A 14,970-nucleotide genomic window follows, 5' to 3' on the forward strand; every position below is an offset into this window, starting at 1 on the left:
CCGACAGCACGCCGGTCCACCTGTGGACGTGCGGCACCGGCGCCAACCAGAAGTGGACCCTCCCCTGACGGGCTGAAGGGCTGACGGGCCCGCCGGAATGACCGGCGGGCGGGACGGCACCCACCCGGTCCGTCCCGCCCGCCGGAGAACACGGAGGTTCAGGAATAGGCGGCGGGCGATCGCGCCTTGCACCTGAACATGACCACCTCTTTCGATCCGCACGCGCTGCTCGGCGAGAGCCGTCTCGGCGTCCTGGCGACCATCAAGGCCGACGGCCGCCCCCAGCTCTCACCGGTGCTCCCCTTCTACGACCGGGCCACCGGCCTGCTGTACGTGTCGATGACCGAGGGCCGGGCCAAGACCGCCAACCTGCGCCGCGACCCGCGGGCCGCACTGGAGGTCACCTCCCCCGACGGCCGGAGCTGGGCGACCGCCGAGGGCACGGTGACTCTCACCGGACCGGGCACCGACGAGCGGGGTCCCGAGGTCGAGGCCCTGGTCACCTACTACCGTCTCGCCGCGGGCGAGCATCCCGACTGGGCCGAGTACCGCTCGGTCATGGTCTCCGACCGCCGGGTCCTGATGACGATGGCCGTCGACCACGTCTACGGGGCCGCCCTCTGACCGTCCCCGGCGGGCCCGGTGATCTCGGGCCCGCCGGACCGGGTCAGCCCGCGGTGGCCGCCGCGGCGGCGCGGCCCGCCTGGCGGCCGGAGAACAGGCAGTTGCCGAGGAAGGTCCCCTCGAGCGAGCGGTACCCGTGGACGCCCCCGCCGCCGAAGCCCGCCACCTCGCCCGCCGCGTACAGGCCGGGAATCGGCTCGCCCGCGGCGCCCAGGACCCGTCCCGACAGGTCGGTCTGGAGCCCGCCGAGGGTCTTGCGGGTGAGGATGTTGAGGCGGACCGCGACCAGCGGGCGCGCTCCCGGGTCGAGGATCTTGTGCAGGCCCGCGGTGCGGCTGAGCTGGTCACCGGGGTAGCGCAGGGCGTTGTTGATGCCCATCACCTGGAGGTCCTTGGTGTAGGCGTTGTCGGTCTCGCGGTCACGGGCGTCGATCTGCCGCTTGAGGTCGGCGTAGGTGATGAGGTTCGTCCCGGTCAGCTTGTTCATGCCGGTGACGAGCTCGGGCAGGGTGTCGGCGACGATGAAGTCGGCGCCGTTCTTCTTGAACCTCTCCACCGGTTCGGGGCTCTGCCAGGCGCGCGAGAGCGTCAGCGGGATGTCCTTGTTGGTCAGGTCGGGGTTCTGCTCGGAGCCCGACAGCGCGAACTCCTTGGCGAGGATCTTCTGCGTGGTGACGAACCACGAGTAGTCGTAGCCGGTGTCCATGATGAGCTTCAGCGTGCCGAGGGTGTCGTAGCCGGGCAGGCCCGGCACGGGGAACCGGCGGCCCTCGGCGTCCAGCCACAGCGACGACGGCCCCGGCAGGATGCGGATCCCGTGGTCCTTCCAGATCGGCGCGTAGTTCTGGATGCCCTCGGTGTAGTGCCACATCCGGTCCCGGTTGACCACGCGGCCGCCCGCGGCCTCGGTGATGCCCAGCATGCGGCCGTCGACGTACTCCGGCACACCGGTGATCATCCGGGCGGGAGGGGTGCCGAGGCGGGCGGGCCAGTTCTGGCGCACGAGGGCGTGGTCTCCGCCGATCCCGCCGGACGTCACGATGACGACGGGGGCCGTCAGCTCGAACTCGCCCGCGGCGGTGCGGGAACTGCGCACCCCGCGCGCGGCCGTACTGGCCTCGAGGATCGTGCCGCGCACCCCGGTGACGGCGCCGCCCGTGCGGACCAGGCCGTCGACCCGGTGGCGGAACCTGAAGGCGACCTGGCCCCTGGCGACGGCCGCCCTGACCTTCTTCTCGAACGGCTCGACCACCGCGGGGCCGGTGCCCCAGGTGATGTGGAAGCGGGGCACGGAGTTGCCGTGCCCGTCAGCGAGGTGGCCGCCGCGCTCGGCCCAGCCGACGATCGGGAACCAGCGCATGCCCAGGCTGTAGAGCCAGGATCGCTTCTCGCCCGAGGCGAAGTCCACGTAGGCCTCGGCCCACTTGTGGGCCCAGTGGTCCTCGCCCGCGGGATCGGCGACGCCCCGGTCGAAGCCGGCGGTGCCGAGCCAGTCCTGCCAGGCCAGGTCCCTGGAGTCCTTGACGCCCATCAGCTTCTGCTCGTCGGAGCCGACCAGGAACAGCCCGCCGAACGACCAGAAGGCCTGCCCGCCGAGGTTCGCCTCGTTCTCCTGGTCCACCAGCAGCACGCGCCGTCCGGCGGCGGCCAGCTCGGCCGTCGCGACCAGCCCGGCGAGCCCGGCGCCGACGACGATGGCGTCCGCGGAGGTCTCCGGCGGCGCCGCGCCGGCGGGACGCGAGGAGAGCCCGCCGATCGCGCTCGCGGCGATGGTCCCGCCGGCGAGCGTCAGGGTGTGGCGGCGGGTGAAGGTGGTCGGGGAATCTTCCTGGTCCATCTGTCTCCCTGATCTGAACACAGCGATATTCAGAATGCGTTACTGGATGGTAGGAAGGTGTGACGGCGGCCACAAGCTCCAGAAGTGACAACGATGAGGACGCTGATGCTGACTCAAGTTGCGATCTTGTACCGGCCGAGCAGGATCTGGAGGAGTTCGTCGGCGATCTCGTCGATCGTGGCGTCGACCCAGCCGACGACCCAGTCGTGCATGAGCCCGTTGACGGCCCCGATGAACGCGGCGGCCGCGATCCGGTAGTCGCCCGGGGGGATCTCGCCGCGCTCCACGGACTCACCGGTGACCCGGGTGAGGAACTCGATCCACACCGCCCGCCGGTCCAGCCGCTGCCGGTCCAGCCGCGGGCTGACCCCGATGATCTCGACATAGGAGATGCGCGCGTGTCGCGGATCGCGGGCCGCCCCTTCCACGTAGGCGTGGAGCAGCCGGGTAAGCCGCTCGGTCAGCGGCAGGTCCGCCACTTCGGGCAGCACCTCGAACACCGACCGCTGGGCGAAGTCGTTGACGTACAGATGAAGCACGGCGAGCACGTCCTCGAGGGCGTGGAACTCCTCGTAGAACTGCCGCGTCGACAATCCCGCCTCCTTGCAGAGATCGGTCAGCCGCGTCCCCCGGAACCCGGGCCCGGCCCCGAACAGCTCCAGCCCGGCGTCCAGGAACCGCCGCCTGCGCTCAGCCCGCCGCTCGGCCGCGTCCTTCCCCCCGTACCGCCCCTCGGCCGCACTGATCCTGCCCGCCATCACGCCTCCAGCCCGCTCCCCGGATTCTCCCCCATCCCCGGAGCGGGCGGGCTCACCGGGCGATCAGGCGCAGGACGCCGTGCCGGGGGCGCACCAGAGGGTGAGATCGGAGAAGAAGAGGGAGCCCTTGCGGCCGGGGGACAGGACGGAGGAGCCGAGGCCCGCGCCACCGGAACCGATCGCGCCGTCGCTGGCCCGCAGGAACAGCTCGCCGTCGGCGTAGAGGGTGAGGGTGTCGCCCGACGCCACGGCGGTGAGCCGGATCCGGCCGGTCCGCGGTCCGTCGCCGGGGTTCTCCTCGAGGACCTCCAGATCACCGTCCTTCAGCCACTTCCTGGTGAAGCCGCCGCCCGTCGCACAGAGCACGTGCTCGTAGGAGAGGGGGCCGCTGCTGCGGGTGACGAGCGAGGCGCAGCGGGAGCCGGTGAGGGTGACGGTCGTGTCGATGGCCATGTCGCCGAGCGGGGTGACGGTCAGCTCGCAGAAGTCGACGGCCCCGGGGGAGGCGTCGACGTCCAGCCGGTAGCCCGTCCCGTGGCTCTCGCAGCCGGCGGACCGGTGACCGGAGGGGTCGCGCAGGACCCAGCCGGCCGGGACGGGCTCCGGGCGGTCCGGGCCCGGTCCGGCCGTGGGCGACGGGGGAGTGGCCGCCGCGGCCGTGGAGGGTGCCGACGGGACCCGGCCGGGCTGGACGCTCCGCCCGTCGTCCTGCTGAGCGATCGCGTAGGTGGTCGCGGACGCGACGACGGCGAGCGCCCCGGCCGCCGCGAGCCCGATCCTCCTCCGAAAGCGCGTCCCGCCCGCGGCGACCGTCAGCGGAACGCCCTGTGGCGGCACGGCCGGGCGGGGGAGCGGCGGCGCCGCGCCGCGGAGGGCGTCGGCGACCTCGCGGGCCGAGCCGGGACGGCCGGCGGGATCCTTGGCCAGGCACCGCATGACGACCTGCTCCAGGTCGGCGGGGAAACCGGGCCGTAGAACGGTCAGCGGCCGCGGCGCGGCGTTCAGGTGCTGGTAGAGCAGCGCGGGCAGCGTGTCGGCGCTGAACGGCGGCCGGCCGGAGGCGAGCGCGTAGAGCAGGCAGCCGAGGGAGTACAGGTCGGCCCTGCCGTCGACGCTCCCCCCGCTGAGCTGCTCGGGCGCCATGTAGAGCGGCGTCCCGACGGCGCCGCGGGTGAGGGAGCCGGAGTGCGCGGCGAGCCGGGCGACACCGAAGTCGCAGATCTTCAGCTCGTCGTCCGGCAGCAGGATGACGTTGGCGGGTTTGACGTCGCGGTGGACGATCCCCTGTTCGTGCGCCCGCGCCAGCGCCGAGGCTATCTGCGCCCCGAACTCCCGCACCCGCTCCGGCGCGAGGCCCCCGGGCGTCCGGTCCAGCAGGTGCTGGAGGTCCTCGCCGTCGAGGAGCTCCATCACGAGGTACACCGAACGGCTCGCCTCGTCGGTCCCGGAGTCGAACACGACGGTGATGCCCCGGTGCCGGAGCGCCGCCGCGGCGGTCGCCTCCCGCTCGAACCGGCGCAGCGCCTGGCCGTCCCCCACCCGCTCGGTGGGCAGCAGCTTGACCGCGACCGCCCGGCCCAGCCGCAGGTCGGTGGCCCGCCACACCTCGCCCATTCCGCCCCTGCCGATCAGGGCCTCGAGCCGGTACCGCCCGTCCAGGGTCAGGTCCCGCCGCATCCGTTCCTCCCCGTGCCGGTGACGCTCCGTACCCATGATCGTGGAGCGGCCGACCAAGATCCGCAGCCGCGACGGGACAATGGCCGATCATGGCCAGTGCCGGTCAGCCGAGGCGGGATTCGGCTCCGTCCCAGGGGGTGGAGGGGCCCGCGGGGGTGTAGTGGCGCAGGGGCTGGGTGGCGGCTATCAGGGGGCGGAGGTCGGTGAGGAGGCCCTGGGCGCGGGCCTGGACGCCGATGTTGCCCAGGGCGGTGGCCTCGGTGGGGCCCGCCGTGACGGGGAGGCCGGTGGCGTCGGCGGTGAGCTGGCACAGGAGGGCGTTGCCGGAGCCGCCGCCGACGATGTGGACGACCTCGATGGGGAGGCCGGAGAGGGCGGACGCCTGGCGGAGGGCCTTGCGATGGCCGAGGGCGAGGCTGTCGACGACGCAGCGGACGATCTCGGCGGGCGAGGCGGGGACGGGCTGGCCGGTGCGCTCGCAGAACGCGGTGATCCGGGACGGCATGTCGCCCGGGGGGAAGAAGTCCGGATGGTCGGGGTCGATGACGCTGCGCAGCGCCGGGACGTCCGCGGCGGCGTCCAGGAGGGCGGGCAGGTCGGCCGTGCCCAGGTTCCAGGTGCGCAGCGACTCCTGCAGCAGCCACAGCCCCATGATGTTGCGCAGGTAGCGGACCGTGCCGTCGACACCGGTCTCGTTGGTGAAGTTGGCGGCACGGCCGGCGTCGGTGAGGACCGGCTCGGAGAGCTCGACGCCCGCCAGCGACCAGGTGCCGCAGGAGATGTAGGCGAAGTTCGGGCCGGTCGCCGGGACGGCCGCGATCGCCGAGGCGGTGTCGTGGGAGCCGACCGCCGTGACGGGCGTCCCCGGAAGGACGCCGAGATCGGGCAGCAGCCGTCCGGCGGGATCGCCGGGGGAGCGCAGCGCGGGCAGCAGCTCCGGCCGGAGCCCGAGCGCCTCGACGATCTCCCGTGACCACTCGCCGGTCGCGGCGTCGTAGAGGCCGGTGGTCGAGGCGTTGGTACGTTCCGCTCCGCGCTCACCGGTGAGCCAGTAGGAGATCAGGTCGGGCATGAGCAGGAGCGCCTCCGCCGTGTCGGCGAGCGGGTCGGCGGCGAGCTGGTAGAGGGTGTTGAACGGCAGGAACTGGAGGCCGTTGAGCGCGTAGAGGCGTTCGGGGGAGACCTTGGCGTGCACGTCGGAGATGACGGACGCGGTCCGGTCGTCGCGGTAGTGGACGGGATTGCCCAGCAGGCGGCCGTCCGGGCCGAGGAGGCCGTAGTCGACGGCCCAGGTGTCGACGCCGAGCGAGTCCAGCCGGCCGCCGGGGATCCGGGCGAGCCCGTCGAGGATGTCCCGGTACAGCCCGAGGACGTCCCAGTAGAGGGTTCCGGCGGCGCGCACCGGGCGGTTGGCGAACCGGTGGACCTCGGTGAGGTCGAGCAGCCCGTCGCCGACGCGTGCGCTGATGACGCGGCCGCTGGACGCGCCGAGGTCGATCGCCGCGATCGTGGCCGTCATGTGAGGAACACCTCCAGGGTGCGGGGTCCGTGCACCCCTTCCACCCGGGACAGTTCGATGTCGCTGGTGGCGGAGGGGCCGGAGACGAAGGTCAGCGGGCGGGTGAGGTCGAGCCGGCGCAGGGCCTCGGGGAGGTCCGCGGCGATCTGGGCGGCGGACACGACGACGAGGTGGTGGTCGGGGACGAGGGTGAGGGCGCGGCGGCCCTGGCCGGGGCCGTGGTCGAGGACGATCGTCCCGGTCTCGGCGATCGCGACCGCGCAGCCGGTGATCACCCCGGCGACGGCCTCGAGGTCGCAGGGCTCGGCGGTGGTCCGGTCGCCGATCGCCTCCGTCCACGTGCCGGGCAGGCCCGGCGGGATCACGTAGGTTCCCGGCCGCAGCGCCGCCGCCAGGGCGCCGGGAAGCTCCGCGGCGGTGACGGTGTGGACGACGGCGCGGTAGTCGGCGACCCGCTCGGCCAGCAGGGCCGGAAGGCCGTCGTCGTGGTGCCGGTCGAGGTAGCGGCGCTCGATGCGCGCGTAGGCGGCGGCCGGGTCGCCGCCGGGGCGGCCGAGCCTGCCGAGGATCGTGTCACGGGCGTTCGTCATCGCTGCTCCTCCCGCCACCAGCGCCGGAACGACCGGGCGGGCGGCACGGGCACGTCACGGGTGTCGGCCCAGGCGCGCGGGAAGCGCAGCCGCCGCGCGAACCACCGGCCGCGTGAGGCGGCGTACTGGGCGAGCGCGAGCCGGCCCGGGGTGCGCAGCGTCCATCCGGCGGCGGTCATCACGAGCCGCTCGCCCGGCTTCTTGGGCGCCCTGGCGCGCAGGTGGACCAGGACCTCGGGGATGTCGATCGCCACGGGGCAGGCCTCGTAGCAGGCACCGCACAGGGTCGAGGCGAAGGGCAGGGAGGCGTCGACGTCCGAGCCGATGCCCCTGATCTGCGGCGAGAGGATCGCGCCGATCGGTCCCGGATAGGGCGAGCCGTAGGCGTGGCCGCCGGCCCGCGCGTAGACGGGGCAGACGTTCAGGCAGGCCGAGCAGCGGATGCAGCGCAGCGCCTGCCGCCCGACCGGATCGGCGTGCGTGGCGGTGCGGCCGTTGTCGAGCAGGACCAGATGGAACGCCCGCGGCCCGTCGCCGGGGTGCACGCCGGTCCAGGCGGAGGTGTAGGGGTTCATCCGCTCCGCCGTCGAGGACCGGGGCAGCAGCTGGAGGAAGACCTCGAGATCGCGGGCCGTGGGCAGCAGCTTCTCGACGCCCATCACCGTGATGAGGGTGTCGGGCAGCGTGAGGCACATGCGCCCGTTGCCCTCGGATTCGACGACCAGGACGGTCCCCGTCTCCGCGATCGCGAAGTTGGCCCCCGACACCGCGACCTTCGCCGACAGGAACTTGGCGCGCAGATGCCGCCGGGCGGCCTCGGCGAGCGCCGCGGGATCATCGGTGAGGTCCTCGGGCGCCGACGGCATCTCCCGCCGGAAGATCTCACGGATCTCGGCGCGGTTCTTGTGGATCGCCGGGACGAGGATGTGGGAAGGCAGGTCGTCGTCGAGCTGGACGATCAGCTCGGCCAGGTCGGTCTCGTGGGCGGTGATGCCCGCCTCGGCGAGGGCCTCGTTGAGCCCGATCTCCTGGGTGGCCATCGACTTGACCTTCACGACCTCGCTCTCGCCGGTCTCCCGCACCAGCCGGGTGACGATCGCGTTGGCCTCGGCGGCGTCGAGCGCCCAGTGGACGGTTCCGCCCGCCGCGGTGACCCGCTCCTCGAGGAGTTCGAGGTAGTGACCGAGATGCTCGAGCGTGTGGTCCTTGATCTGCTTGGCGGCGTCGCGGAGCTCGGGCCAGTCGGGCAGCTCGGCGACGGCCGCCTCGCGCCGCCGCCGGATCGTGCCGGTGGCGTGGGCGAGGTTGGCGCGCAGCCGGGTGTCGGCGACGGCGCCGCGGGCGGCCTCGGGGAAGGAGGGCATCCCCAGGTAGGTGGGCATCGCCGGGGGATTCACGGCCGGTGGGTTCATCGTCGGCCTCTCAGCCCGTGCTCGCGAGGATCTCGGCCAGGTGCATGACCCGCACCCCGCTGCGCCAGCGCTTCAGCGCCCCGCCGAGATGCATGAGACAGGAGTTGTCGGCGGCGCAGAGGATCTCGGCGCCGGTCGCCTTCACGTTGCCGATCTTGTCGGCGCACATGGCGGCGGAGACGTCGGGGTTCTTCATCGCGAAGGTCCCGCCGAAGCCGCAGCACTCGGCGGCGTCGGGCAGGTCGATCAGCTCGAGCCCGCGGACGGCGCGCAGCAGGGACGCGGGCTTGTCGCCGAGCCTGAGCATGCGCAGCCCGTGGCAGGTCGGGTGGTAGGTGACGCGGTGCGGGAAGACGGCGCCGACGTCGGTCACGCCGAGCACGTCGACGAGGAGCTCCGACAGCTCGTGGACCCGCGGGGCCAGCTCGGCGGCGCGCCGCTCCAGCTCCTGGTCTCCGGCCCGCCCGGCGACCTTCCCGTGCCAGTCGCGGACCATCGCCGCGCACGACCCGGACGGCGTGACGACCGCGTCGTAGTCCTCGAAGGCGCCGGTGAAGGAGCGCACCAGCGGCAGCGCCTCGGCGGGGTAGCCGGTGTTGAGGTGCATCTGCCCGCAGCAGGTCTGCGCCTCGGGGAAGACGACCTCGTGCCCGAGCCGCTCCAGCACCGCGACGACGGCGCGGCCCGTGCCGGGGAACAGGGTGTCGTTCACGCAGGTGACGAAGAGCGCGATCTTCATGGTGTCGTCGACTCCCGGACGATGAGCTCGGGCTGGAAGAGGATCTGCTGGTGGGCATGGCCGGAGAGGTTCTCGACCTCGTCCAGCAGCAGTTCCGCGGCGATCTTCCCGAGCTGGTAGGTGGGCTGGCGGACCGAGGTGAGCTGGACGGCGGAGGCCGTCGCGTACTCGATGTCGTCGTAGCCCATCAGCAGGACCCGTTCGGGCACCCGGACGCCCTGCTGGAGCAGCACCCGCAGGACGCCCATCGCGAGGAGGTCGTTCGCGCAGAAGATCGCGTCGGGGAGCTCGGCGAGCAGCCGTTCGGCGGCGAGCTGGCCGGAGCGCGGCGTCAGGTCGTCGACCTCGATCTCGCGCAGGGAGGCCCCCTCGGCCTGGTCGATCGCCTTGAGCGCGCCCGACCGGCGGTCGGCGCACTGGCGGATCGTCAGCGGCCCCGAGACGTAGGCGATGTCGCGCGCCCCCCGCTCCAGCAGGTGGGCGACGGCCATCTGCCCGCCCGCGACGTCGTCGACGCTGACCGAGCACTGCTGCGGCCGGGTCGCGGCGTGGTCGAGCATGATGGTCCCGATGCCGCGCTCGCGCAGCAGCCCGAGCTGGTCGTGGTCCTCCTTGACGGGCGTCACGAGCACTCCGCGCACCCCCTGCTCGGCGAGCATCCGCAGGTTCCGCTCCTCGCGCTGGGGCGAGGTGGCGGAGCTGCACAGGATCACCGCGAAGCCGCGGTCGCTCATCAGGTCCTCGACACCGGCGGCCAGCGCGGTGAAGAAGGGGTTGGCCAGGTCGTGCACCATCAGGCCGACGAGCCTTCCCTGCCCGGCCCGCAGGCTGGAGGCCGACCCGTTGCGGACGAAGCCCATCTCGCCGATGACCTGCATGACCCGCTCGCGGGTGGCCGAGGCGACGCGCTCCGGCCGGTTCAGCACGTTGGAGACCGTTCCCGGTGAGACGCCCGCGGCGGCGGCGACTTCCTTGATGCCGATCGTCCCGTCGCGGTGACCGGAATCAGAACTCGCCATGCGGATCCTCGCTGTGTCGCTGGGTGAATCACGGGGGGCAACGGGTGAAGCATGCCACATGCTGACTGATCAATTAAAACGTGTCAATTCGGAGAACTGATCATTCGCCAGGTATTGACGGGTATGCCGGGATACATCTACCGTCCACAGGCAGCCGAGATATTAAAACGATTTTAGGCAGGGACTTCGATATGAGATCAGGAGGTGGCAGGTGAGCGAGCCCACCCCCGTGCTGGCGCTGGTCGACGTGAGCAAGTCGTTCGGCGCCGTCCGCGCACTGCGCGGCGTGCACCTCGACCTGTTCGCCGGAGAGATCCACGCACTGGCCGGCGAGAACGGCGCCGGCAAGTCGACGCTGGTGAAGACCTTCGCCGGTGTGCACCGTCCCGACGGCGGCCGGGTCCTGCTGAACGGCGAGCCGGTGGTCTTCCACGGCCCGGCCGACGCCCAGCACGCCGGCGTGGCCGTCATCTACCAGGAGCCCACGCTGTTCCCCGACCTGTCGGTCGCGGAGAACATCTTCATGGGCCGCCAGCCGCGCGGGGCGTTCGGCCGGCTCGACCGGAGCGCGATGAACGCGGCGGCGGCCGAGCTGTTCGCCCGGCTCGGCGTGGTCCTCGACCCGTCCGGGCCCGCCCGCGGCCTGTCGATCGCCGACCAGCAGGTCGTCGAGATCGCCAAGGCCATCTCCCGCGACGCCAAGATCCTGATCATGGACGAGCCCACGGCCGCGCTGACCGGCCGCGAGGTCCAGCGGCTGTTCACCGTCGCCCGCACGCTCGCCTCCGAGGGCTGCGCGCTGCTGTTCATCTCCCACCGGCTCGAGGAGATCTTCGCGCTCTGCCGGCGGGTCACGACCCTGCGGGACGGCGCATGGATCGCCACCGAGACGGTCGCCGACCTCACCGAGGACGACCTGGTCCAGCGGATGGTCGGCCGCGAGCTGACCGAGCTGTACCCCAAGGTCGACGTGAAGCCGGGCGAGGTGGCCCTGGAAGTGGCGAGGCTGACCCGCGAGGGCGTGTTCACCGACGTGTCCTTCACGGTCAGGCGCGGCGAGATCGTCGCGCTGGCCGGGCTGGTCGGCGCCGGACGCTCCGAGGTCGCCCGCGCGATCTTCGGCGTGGACCGGTGGGACGCCGGATCGGTGTCCGTCGAGGGCAGGCCGCTGCGCGCCGGATCTCCGACCACCGCCATGGCCGCCGGCCTGGCCCTGGTCCCGGAGGACCGGCGGCAGCAGGGCCTGGTGATGGAGCTGTCGATCGAGCGGAACATGGCCGTCACCGGGATGAAGAAGCTGCGGCGCGGCCCGGTCATCCCGGCCGCGGCCGAACGCGCGCTCGCCGCCGACTGGGCGGCCCGCCTCCAGCTCAAGTACTCCCGCCTCTCGGACGCCGTCGGCGTCCTGTCGGGCGGCAACCAGCAGAAGGTCGTCCTCGGCAAGTGGCTGTCGACCGGCCCGAAGGTGCTGATCGTCGACGAGCCGACCCGGGGGATCGACGTCGGGACCAAGGCCGAGGTGCACCGGCTGCTGTCGAACCTGGCCGCGGAGGGCCTGGCCGTGCTGATGATCTCCTCCGACCTTCCCGAGGTGCTGGGCATGGCCGACCGGATCCTCGTCATGCACGAGGGACGGCTCACCGCCGAGATCGCCCGGTCCGAGGCCAGCGAGGAGAAGGTCATGGCCGCCGCCACGGGACGCAGGGGGGCCGCCGCGTGAGAGGGGTCATCGAACGGCTCGGCCGGGTGCGCGAACTCGGCATCGTCGGCGCGACCGTGGTGCTGTTCCTCGGCACGGGCCTGAGCAACTCCGGGTTCCTGTCGATCGACAGCTTCCGCGACATCCTGCTCAACACCTCGATCATCGGGCTGCTGGCCATCGGCCAGGCCATGGTGATCATCACCAGGAACGTCGACCTGTCGGTCAGCTCGATCACCGGCCTGTCGGCGTTCACCGCGGGGGTGCTGCTGGCCGACCACAAGGGCCTGCCGATCGCCGTGGTGGTCGTGGCCTGCGTGGTGCTCGGCGCGCTGTGGGGCGTCGTCAACGGGGCGCTGGTCGCCTACGCCAGGATTCCCGCGCTGGTGGCGACGCTCGGCACGCTGTACGTCATCCGCGGCGTCGACTACTGGTTCGCCGGAGGACGCCAGGTCAACGCGGCCGACATGCCCTCGGGCTTCCTGTCGCTCGGCACCGCGAAGATCGCCGGGATCCCGGTGCTGCCATTGATCACCCTGGTGGTGCTGGCCGCGGTCGGCTGGGGGCTGGCCAACTTCCGGTCCGGCCGCGAGCTGTACGCCATCGGCTCCAACCCCGACGCCGCCGTCCTGGCCGGGGTGCCCGTCGCCCGCCGGCTGCTCACGGTGTTCGTCCTCAACGGGGCGATCGCCGGGCTCGCCGGGGTCCTGTGGGCCGCCCGGTTCGGCACTCTGGACGCCACCGTCGCCACCGGCAAGGAACTCGACGTGGTCGCCGCGGCGGTCGTCGGCGGTGTCGCGATGTCCGGCGGGGTCGGCAGTGCCTGGGGGGCCGCGCTCGGCGCCCTGCTGCTGACCTCGATCAGCAGCGCGCTGGCCGTCCTGAAGGTCGACTCGCTGGCCCAGTACGCCATCAACGGGCTGCTGCTGCTCGCCGCGATCATCCTGGACCGGCTGCTCGCCCTGCGCGTCGCGGCCCGGTTGCGCAAGAAGAGCCGTGAACGGTCCACCGAGACCGGCCCGAAAGTCGCGGAGGTGCTCGGATGAGCGCGCTGAAGAGCAGGCTGCTGTCCTGGGAGGGCGCCCTGCTGGTCCTGCTGATCGGCTCCTGGCTGGTCGCCTTCGCCACCGTCGAGGGGTTCTCCGGCACCTCCAACGTCTCGTTCCTGCTCCTGGACGTCTCCGAGATCGCCCTCATGGCCATCCCGCTGACGCTGGTCGTCATCACCGGCGAGATCGACCTGTCGATCGCCTCGACGCTCGGCCTGACCAGCGCGATCATCGGCAAGCTCTGGAACGCGGGGCTGACCATCGAGTCGATCTTCGTGATCGCGCTCTGCGTCGGGGCCGTGTGCGGGCTGGTCAACGGGCTGCTCGTCACCCGGCTCGGACTGCCCTCGCTGGCCGTCACGATCGGCACGCTCGCGCTCTACCGGGGCCTGGCCTACGTGACGCTCGGGGACAAGGCCGTCGCGGACTTCCCGGCCGTCTACACCGGCTGGGCCACCGGCTCGGTCGGCCCGATCCCGAAACCGATCCTGCTCGCCGCCGTCCTCGCGGTGATCGCGGGAGTGATCCTCCACGCGACCCCCTACGGACGGTCGGTCTTCGCCCTCGGCTACAACGAGGAGGCGGCCTACTTCGCCGGGATCCGGGTGAAGCGGATCAAGCTGGGGCTGTTCGTCGCCTCGGGGGTCTTCGCGTCGCTCGCGGCGATCGTCTACACCCTGCGCTACTCCAGCGCGCGCGCCGACAACGGCACCGGGCTGGAACTGGCGGTCGTCGCGGCCGTCCTGCTCGGCGGCGTGTCCTTCTTCGGCGGCCGCGGCACCCTGCCCGGCGTCCTCACCGGTGTCCTCGTCTTCGGCGTGCTGCGCAACGCGCTGATCCTCGCCGACGTGTCGAACGAGGTCCTCAACTTCGTGACGGGGCTGCTGCTCATCTCCTCGGTGCTCGCACCCAACCTCGCCACGCTCGTCCGGAACCGAAGGTCCCGGACCCTCACCCCACCCCTCATGGAAGGAAACCCCTCCTGATGTCCTTCATCCCCAAGATCGCGGCGCTGGCCGCGGCGGGCCTCGTGCTCACCGCCTGCGGCGGTACCACCAAGGACGACACGAAGACCGAGGCCCCGGTCGCGAACACCTCGGCCACCGCCGACGCCGGCGCGCCGCTCAAGGAGGGGCTGAAGATCGCCTTCCTGCCCAAGCAGATCAACAACCCGTACTTCACCATCGCCGACAAGGGCGGCGCCGAGGCCGTGACGGCCTTCAAGGGCGAGAGCAAGGAGGTCGGCCCGTCCGACGCCAGCGCCTCCAGCCAGGTGTCCTACATCAACACCCTGACCCAGCAGAAGCAGGACGTCATCGTCATCTCCGCCAACGACTCCAACGCGGTCGTCCCGGCGCTGAAGACGGCCCGCGCGGCCGGGATCAAGGTCGTCACCTACGACTCCGACGCCGCCCCCGAGGGCCGCGACGTGTTCATCAACCAGGCCAGCCCCGAGGACCTCGGCCGCACCGAGGTGCAGGTGCTCGCCAAGCAGCTCGACTACAAGGGCAAGATCGCCGTCCTGTCGGCGACGCCGAACGCCACGAACCAGAACACCTGGATCGACTTCATGAAGGACGAGCTGAAGAAGCCCGAGTACAAGGACATGGAGCTCGTCAAGGTCGCCTACGGCAACGACGAGGACCAGAAGTCCTTCACCGAGACCCAGGGCCTGCTCAAGTCCTACCCCGACCTCAAGGGCATCATCTCCCCGACCACCGTCGGCATCTCCGCCGCGGCCCGTTACCTGTCCGGCTCGCAGTACAAGGGCAAGGTCGCGCTGACCGGCCTCGGCACCCCCAACCAGATGCGCAAGTTCGTCAAGGACGGGACGGTCAAGGAGTTCGAGCTCTGGAACCCCGCCGACCTCGGCTACCTGGCCGCCTACGCGGGCGGCGCCCTCGCCTCCGGCCAGATCACCGGCAAGGAGGGCGAGAAGTTCACCGCGGGCAAGCTCGGTGAGAAGACCATCGGCAAGGACGGCGTCGTCCTGCTCGGCCCGCCGACCGTGTTCAACGCCGACAACATCGACAGCTTCGACTTCTAG

13 protein-coding genes are annotated in these 14,970 nt (G+C 71.9%); 5 read left to right on the top strand and 8 right to left on the bottom strand.

Annotation, left to right across the window (positions count from 1 at the left end; genetic code table 11):
• Positions 1 to 198: 198 nt before the first annotated feature.
• A complete protein-coding gene (locus ABD785_RS12420) occupies positions 199 to 624 on the top strand; it encodes a PPOX class F420-dependent oxidoreductase (protein WP_344826473.1) in 426 nt (141 codons plus the stop codon).
• A 43-nt stretch (positions 625 to 667) separates the two neighbouring features.
• Here ABD785_RS12420 and ABD785_RS12425 read toward each other — a convergent pair whose 3' ends face one another.
• The 8 genes from ABD785_RS12425 to ABD785_RS12460 form a co-directional block, all read right to left on the bottom strand.
• Positions 668 to 2,461, bottom strand: a complete 1,794-nt coding sequence (locus tag ABD785_RS12425) for an FAD-binding dehydrogenase (RefSeq protein WP_344826476.1) — start codon at positions 2,459 to 2,461, stop codon at positions 668 to 670.
• A 113-nt stretch (positions 2,462 to 2,574) separates the two neighbouring features.
• On the bottom strand, positions 2,575 to 3,219 hold the full coding sequence (locus ABD785_RS12430) for a TetR/AcrR family transcriptional regulator (RefSeq protein WP_344826479.1): 645 nt from the start codon (positions 3,217 to 3,219) through the stop codon (positions 2,575 to 2,577).
• A 63-nt stretch (positions 3,220 to 3,282) separates the two neighbouring features.
• Entirely contained in the window at positions 3,283 to 4,896 is a 1,614-nt protein-coding gene (locus ABD785_RS12435; RefSeq protein ID WP_344826482.1) for a serine/threonine-protein kinase, read from the bottom strand.
• Between the two features lie 103 nt (positions 4,897 to 4,999).
• Positions 5,000 to 6,415 carry a rhamnulokinase gene (locus ABD785_RS12440; protein WP_344826485.1) on the bottom strand — a complete coding sequence of 472 codons (1,416 nt, stop codon included), beginning with the start codon at positions 6,413 to 6,415 and terminating at the stop codon, positions 5,000 to 5,002.
• A complete protein-coding gene (locus tag ABD785_RS12445; protein WP_344826488.1) occupies positions 6,412 to 7,005 on the bottom strand; it encodes a LutC/YkgG family protein in 594 nt (197 codons plus the stop codon). Before ABD785_RS12445 ends, ABD785_RS12440 begins: the two co-directional genes overlap by 4 nt.
• Positions 7,002 to 8,369, bottom strand: coding sequence for a lactate utilization protein B (locus ABD785_RS12450; protein WP_425547762.1), 1,368 nt, complete (start codon positions 8,367 to 8,369; stop codon positions 7,002 to 7,004). The genes ABD785_RS12445 and ABD785_RS12450 overlap by 4 nt, the downstream gene beginning before the upstream one ends.
• A 58-nt stretch (positions 8,370 to 8,427) precedes the next feature.
• Entirely contained in the window at positions 8,428 to 9,156 is a 729-nt protein-coding gene (locus ABD785_RS12455) for a (Fe-S)-binding protein (protein WP_344826494.1), read from the bottom strand.
• Positions 9,153 to 10,175: a LacI family DNA-binding transcriptional regulator gene (locus ABD785_RS12460; protein ID WP_344826497.1), complete on the bottom strand. Its 1,023-nt coding sequence runs from the start codon at positions 10,173 to 10,175 to the stop codon at positions 9,153 to 9,155. The genes ABD785_RS12455 and ABD785_RS12460 overlap by 4 nt, the downstream gene beginning before the upstream one ends.
• A 211-nt stretch (positions 10,176 to 10,386) precedes the next feature.
• On the opposite strand from ABD785_RS12460, the gene ABD785_RS12465 reads away from it, so the two are divergent.
• Genes ABD785_RS12465 through rhaS form a run of 4 tightly spaced genes read left to right on the top strand, consistent with a single transcriptional unit; the run spans position 10,387 to position 14,970 of the window.
• Positions 10,387 to 11,895, top strand: coding sequence for a sugar ABC transporter ATP-binding protein (locus tag ABD785_RS12465; protein ID WP_344826500.1), 1,509 nt, complete (start codon positions 10,387 to 10,389; stop codon positions 11,893 to 11,895).
• Positions 11,892 to 12,920, top strand: a complete 1,029-nt coding sequence (locus tag ABD785_RS12470) for an ABC transporter permease (RefSeq protein ID WP_344826503.1) — start codon at positions 11,892 to 11,894, stop codon at positions 12,918 to 12,920. Before ABD785_RS12465 ends, ABD785_RS12470 begins: the two co-directional genes overlap by 4 nt.
• On the top strand, positions 12,917 to 13,909 hold the full coding sequence (locus ABD785_RS12475) for an ABC transporter permease (RefSeq protein WP_344826506.1): 993 nt from the start codon (positions 12,917 to 12,919) through the stop codon (positions 13,907 to 13,909). Before ABD785_RS12470 ends, ABD785_RS12475 begins: the two co-directional genes overlap by 4 nt.
• Positions 13,909 to 14,970 (top strand): rhamnose ABC transporter substrate-binding protein, encoded by a 1,062-nt coding sequence (rhaS, locus tag ABD785_RS12480; protein ID WP_344826509.1) that lies wholly within the window; start codon positions 13,909 to 13,911, stop codon positions 14,968 to 14,970. The genes ABD785_RS12475 and rhaS overlap by 1 nt, the downstream gene beginning before the upstream one ends.

It is taken from the genome of Actinocorallia longicatena (genome assembly GCF_039534125.1).
GTDB classification, from domain to species: Bacteria; Actinomycetota; Actinomycetes; order Streptosporangiales; family Streptosporangiaceae; genus Actinocorallia; species Actinocorallia longicatena.

What these genes read in the sequence shown, in the direction of transcription:
- ABD785_RS12460 (WP_344826497.1), bottom strand. Translation starts at nt 10,175, where the DNA reads ATGGCGAGTTCTGATTCCGGTCACCGCGACGGGACGATCGGCATCAAG.
- ABD785_RS12475 (WP_344826506.1), top strand. Translation starts at nt 12,917, where the DNA reads ATGAGCGCGCTGAAGAGCAGGCTGCTGTCCTGGGAGGGCGCCCTGCTG.
- ABD785_RS12455 (WP_344826494.1), bottom strand. Translation starts at nt 9,156, where the DNA reads ATGAAGATCGCGCTCTTCGTCACCTGCGTGAACGACACCCTGTTCCCC.
- ABD785_RS12440 (WP_344826485.1), bottom strand. Translation starts at nt 6,415, where the DNA reads ATGACGGCCACGATCGCGGCGATCGACCTCGGCGCGTCCAGCGGCCGC.
- ABD785_RS12420 (WP_344826473.1), top strand. Translation starts at nt 199, where the DNA reads ATGACCACCTCTTTCGATCCGCACGCGCTGCTCGGCGAGAGCCGTCTC.
- ABD785_RS12445 (WP_344826488.1), bottom strand. Translation starts at nt 7,005, where the DNA reads ATGACGAACGCCCGTGACACGATCCTCGGCAGGCTCGGCCGCCCCGGC.
- rhaS (WP_344826509.1), top strand. Translation starts at nt 13,909, where the DNA reads ATGTCCTTCATCCCCAAGATCGCGGCGCTGGCCGCGGCGGGCCTCGTG.
- ABD785_RS12450 (WP_425547762.1), bottom strand. Translation starts at nt 8,369, where the DNA reads ATGCCCTCCTTCCCCGAGGCCGCCCGCGGCGCCGTCGCCGACACCCGG.
- ABD785_RS12425 (WP_344826476.1), bottom strand. Translation starts at nt 2,461, where the DNA reads ATGGACCAGGAAGATTCCCCGACCACCTTCACCCGCCGCCACACCCTG.
- ABD785_RS12430 (WP_344826479.1), bottom strand. Translation starts at nt 3,219, where the DNA reads ATGGCGGGCAGGATCAGTGCGGCCGAGGGGCGGTACGGGGGGAAGGAC.
- ABD785_RS12435 (WP_344826482.1), bottom strand. Translation starts at nt 4,896, where the DNA reads ATGCGGCGGGACCTGACCCTGGACGGGCGGTACCGGCTCGAGGCCCTG.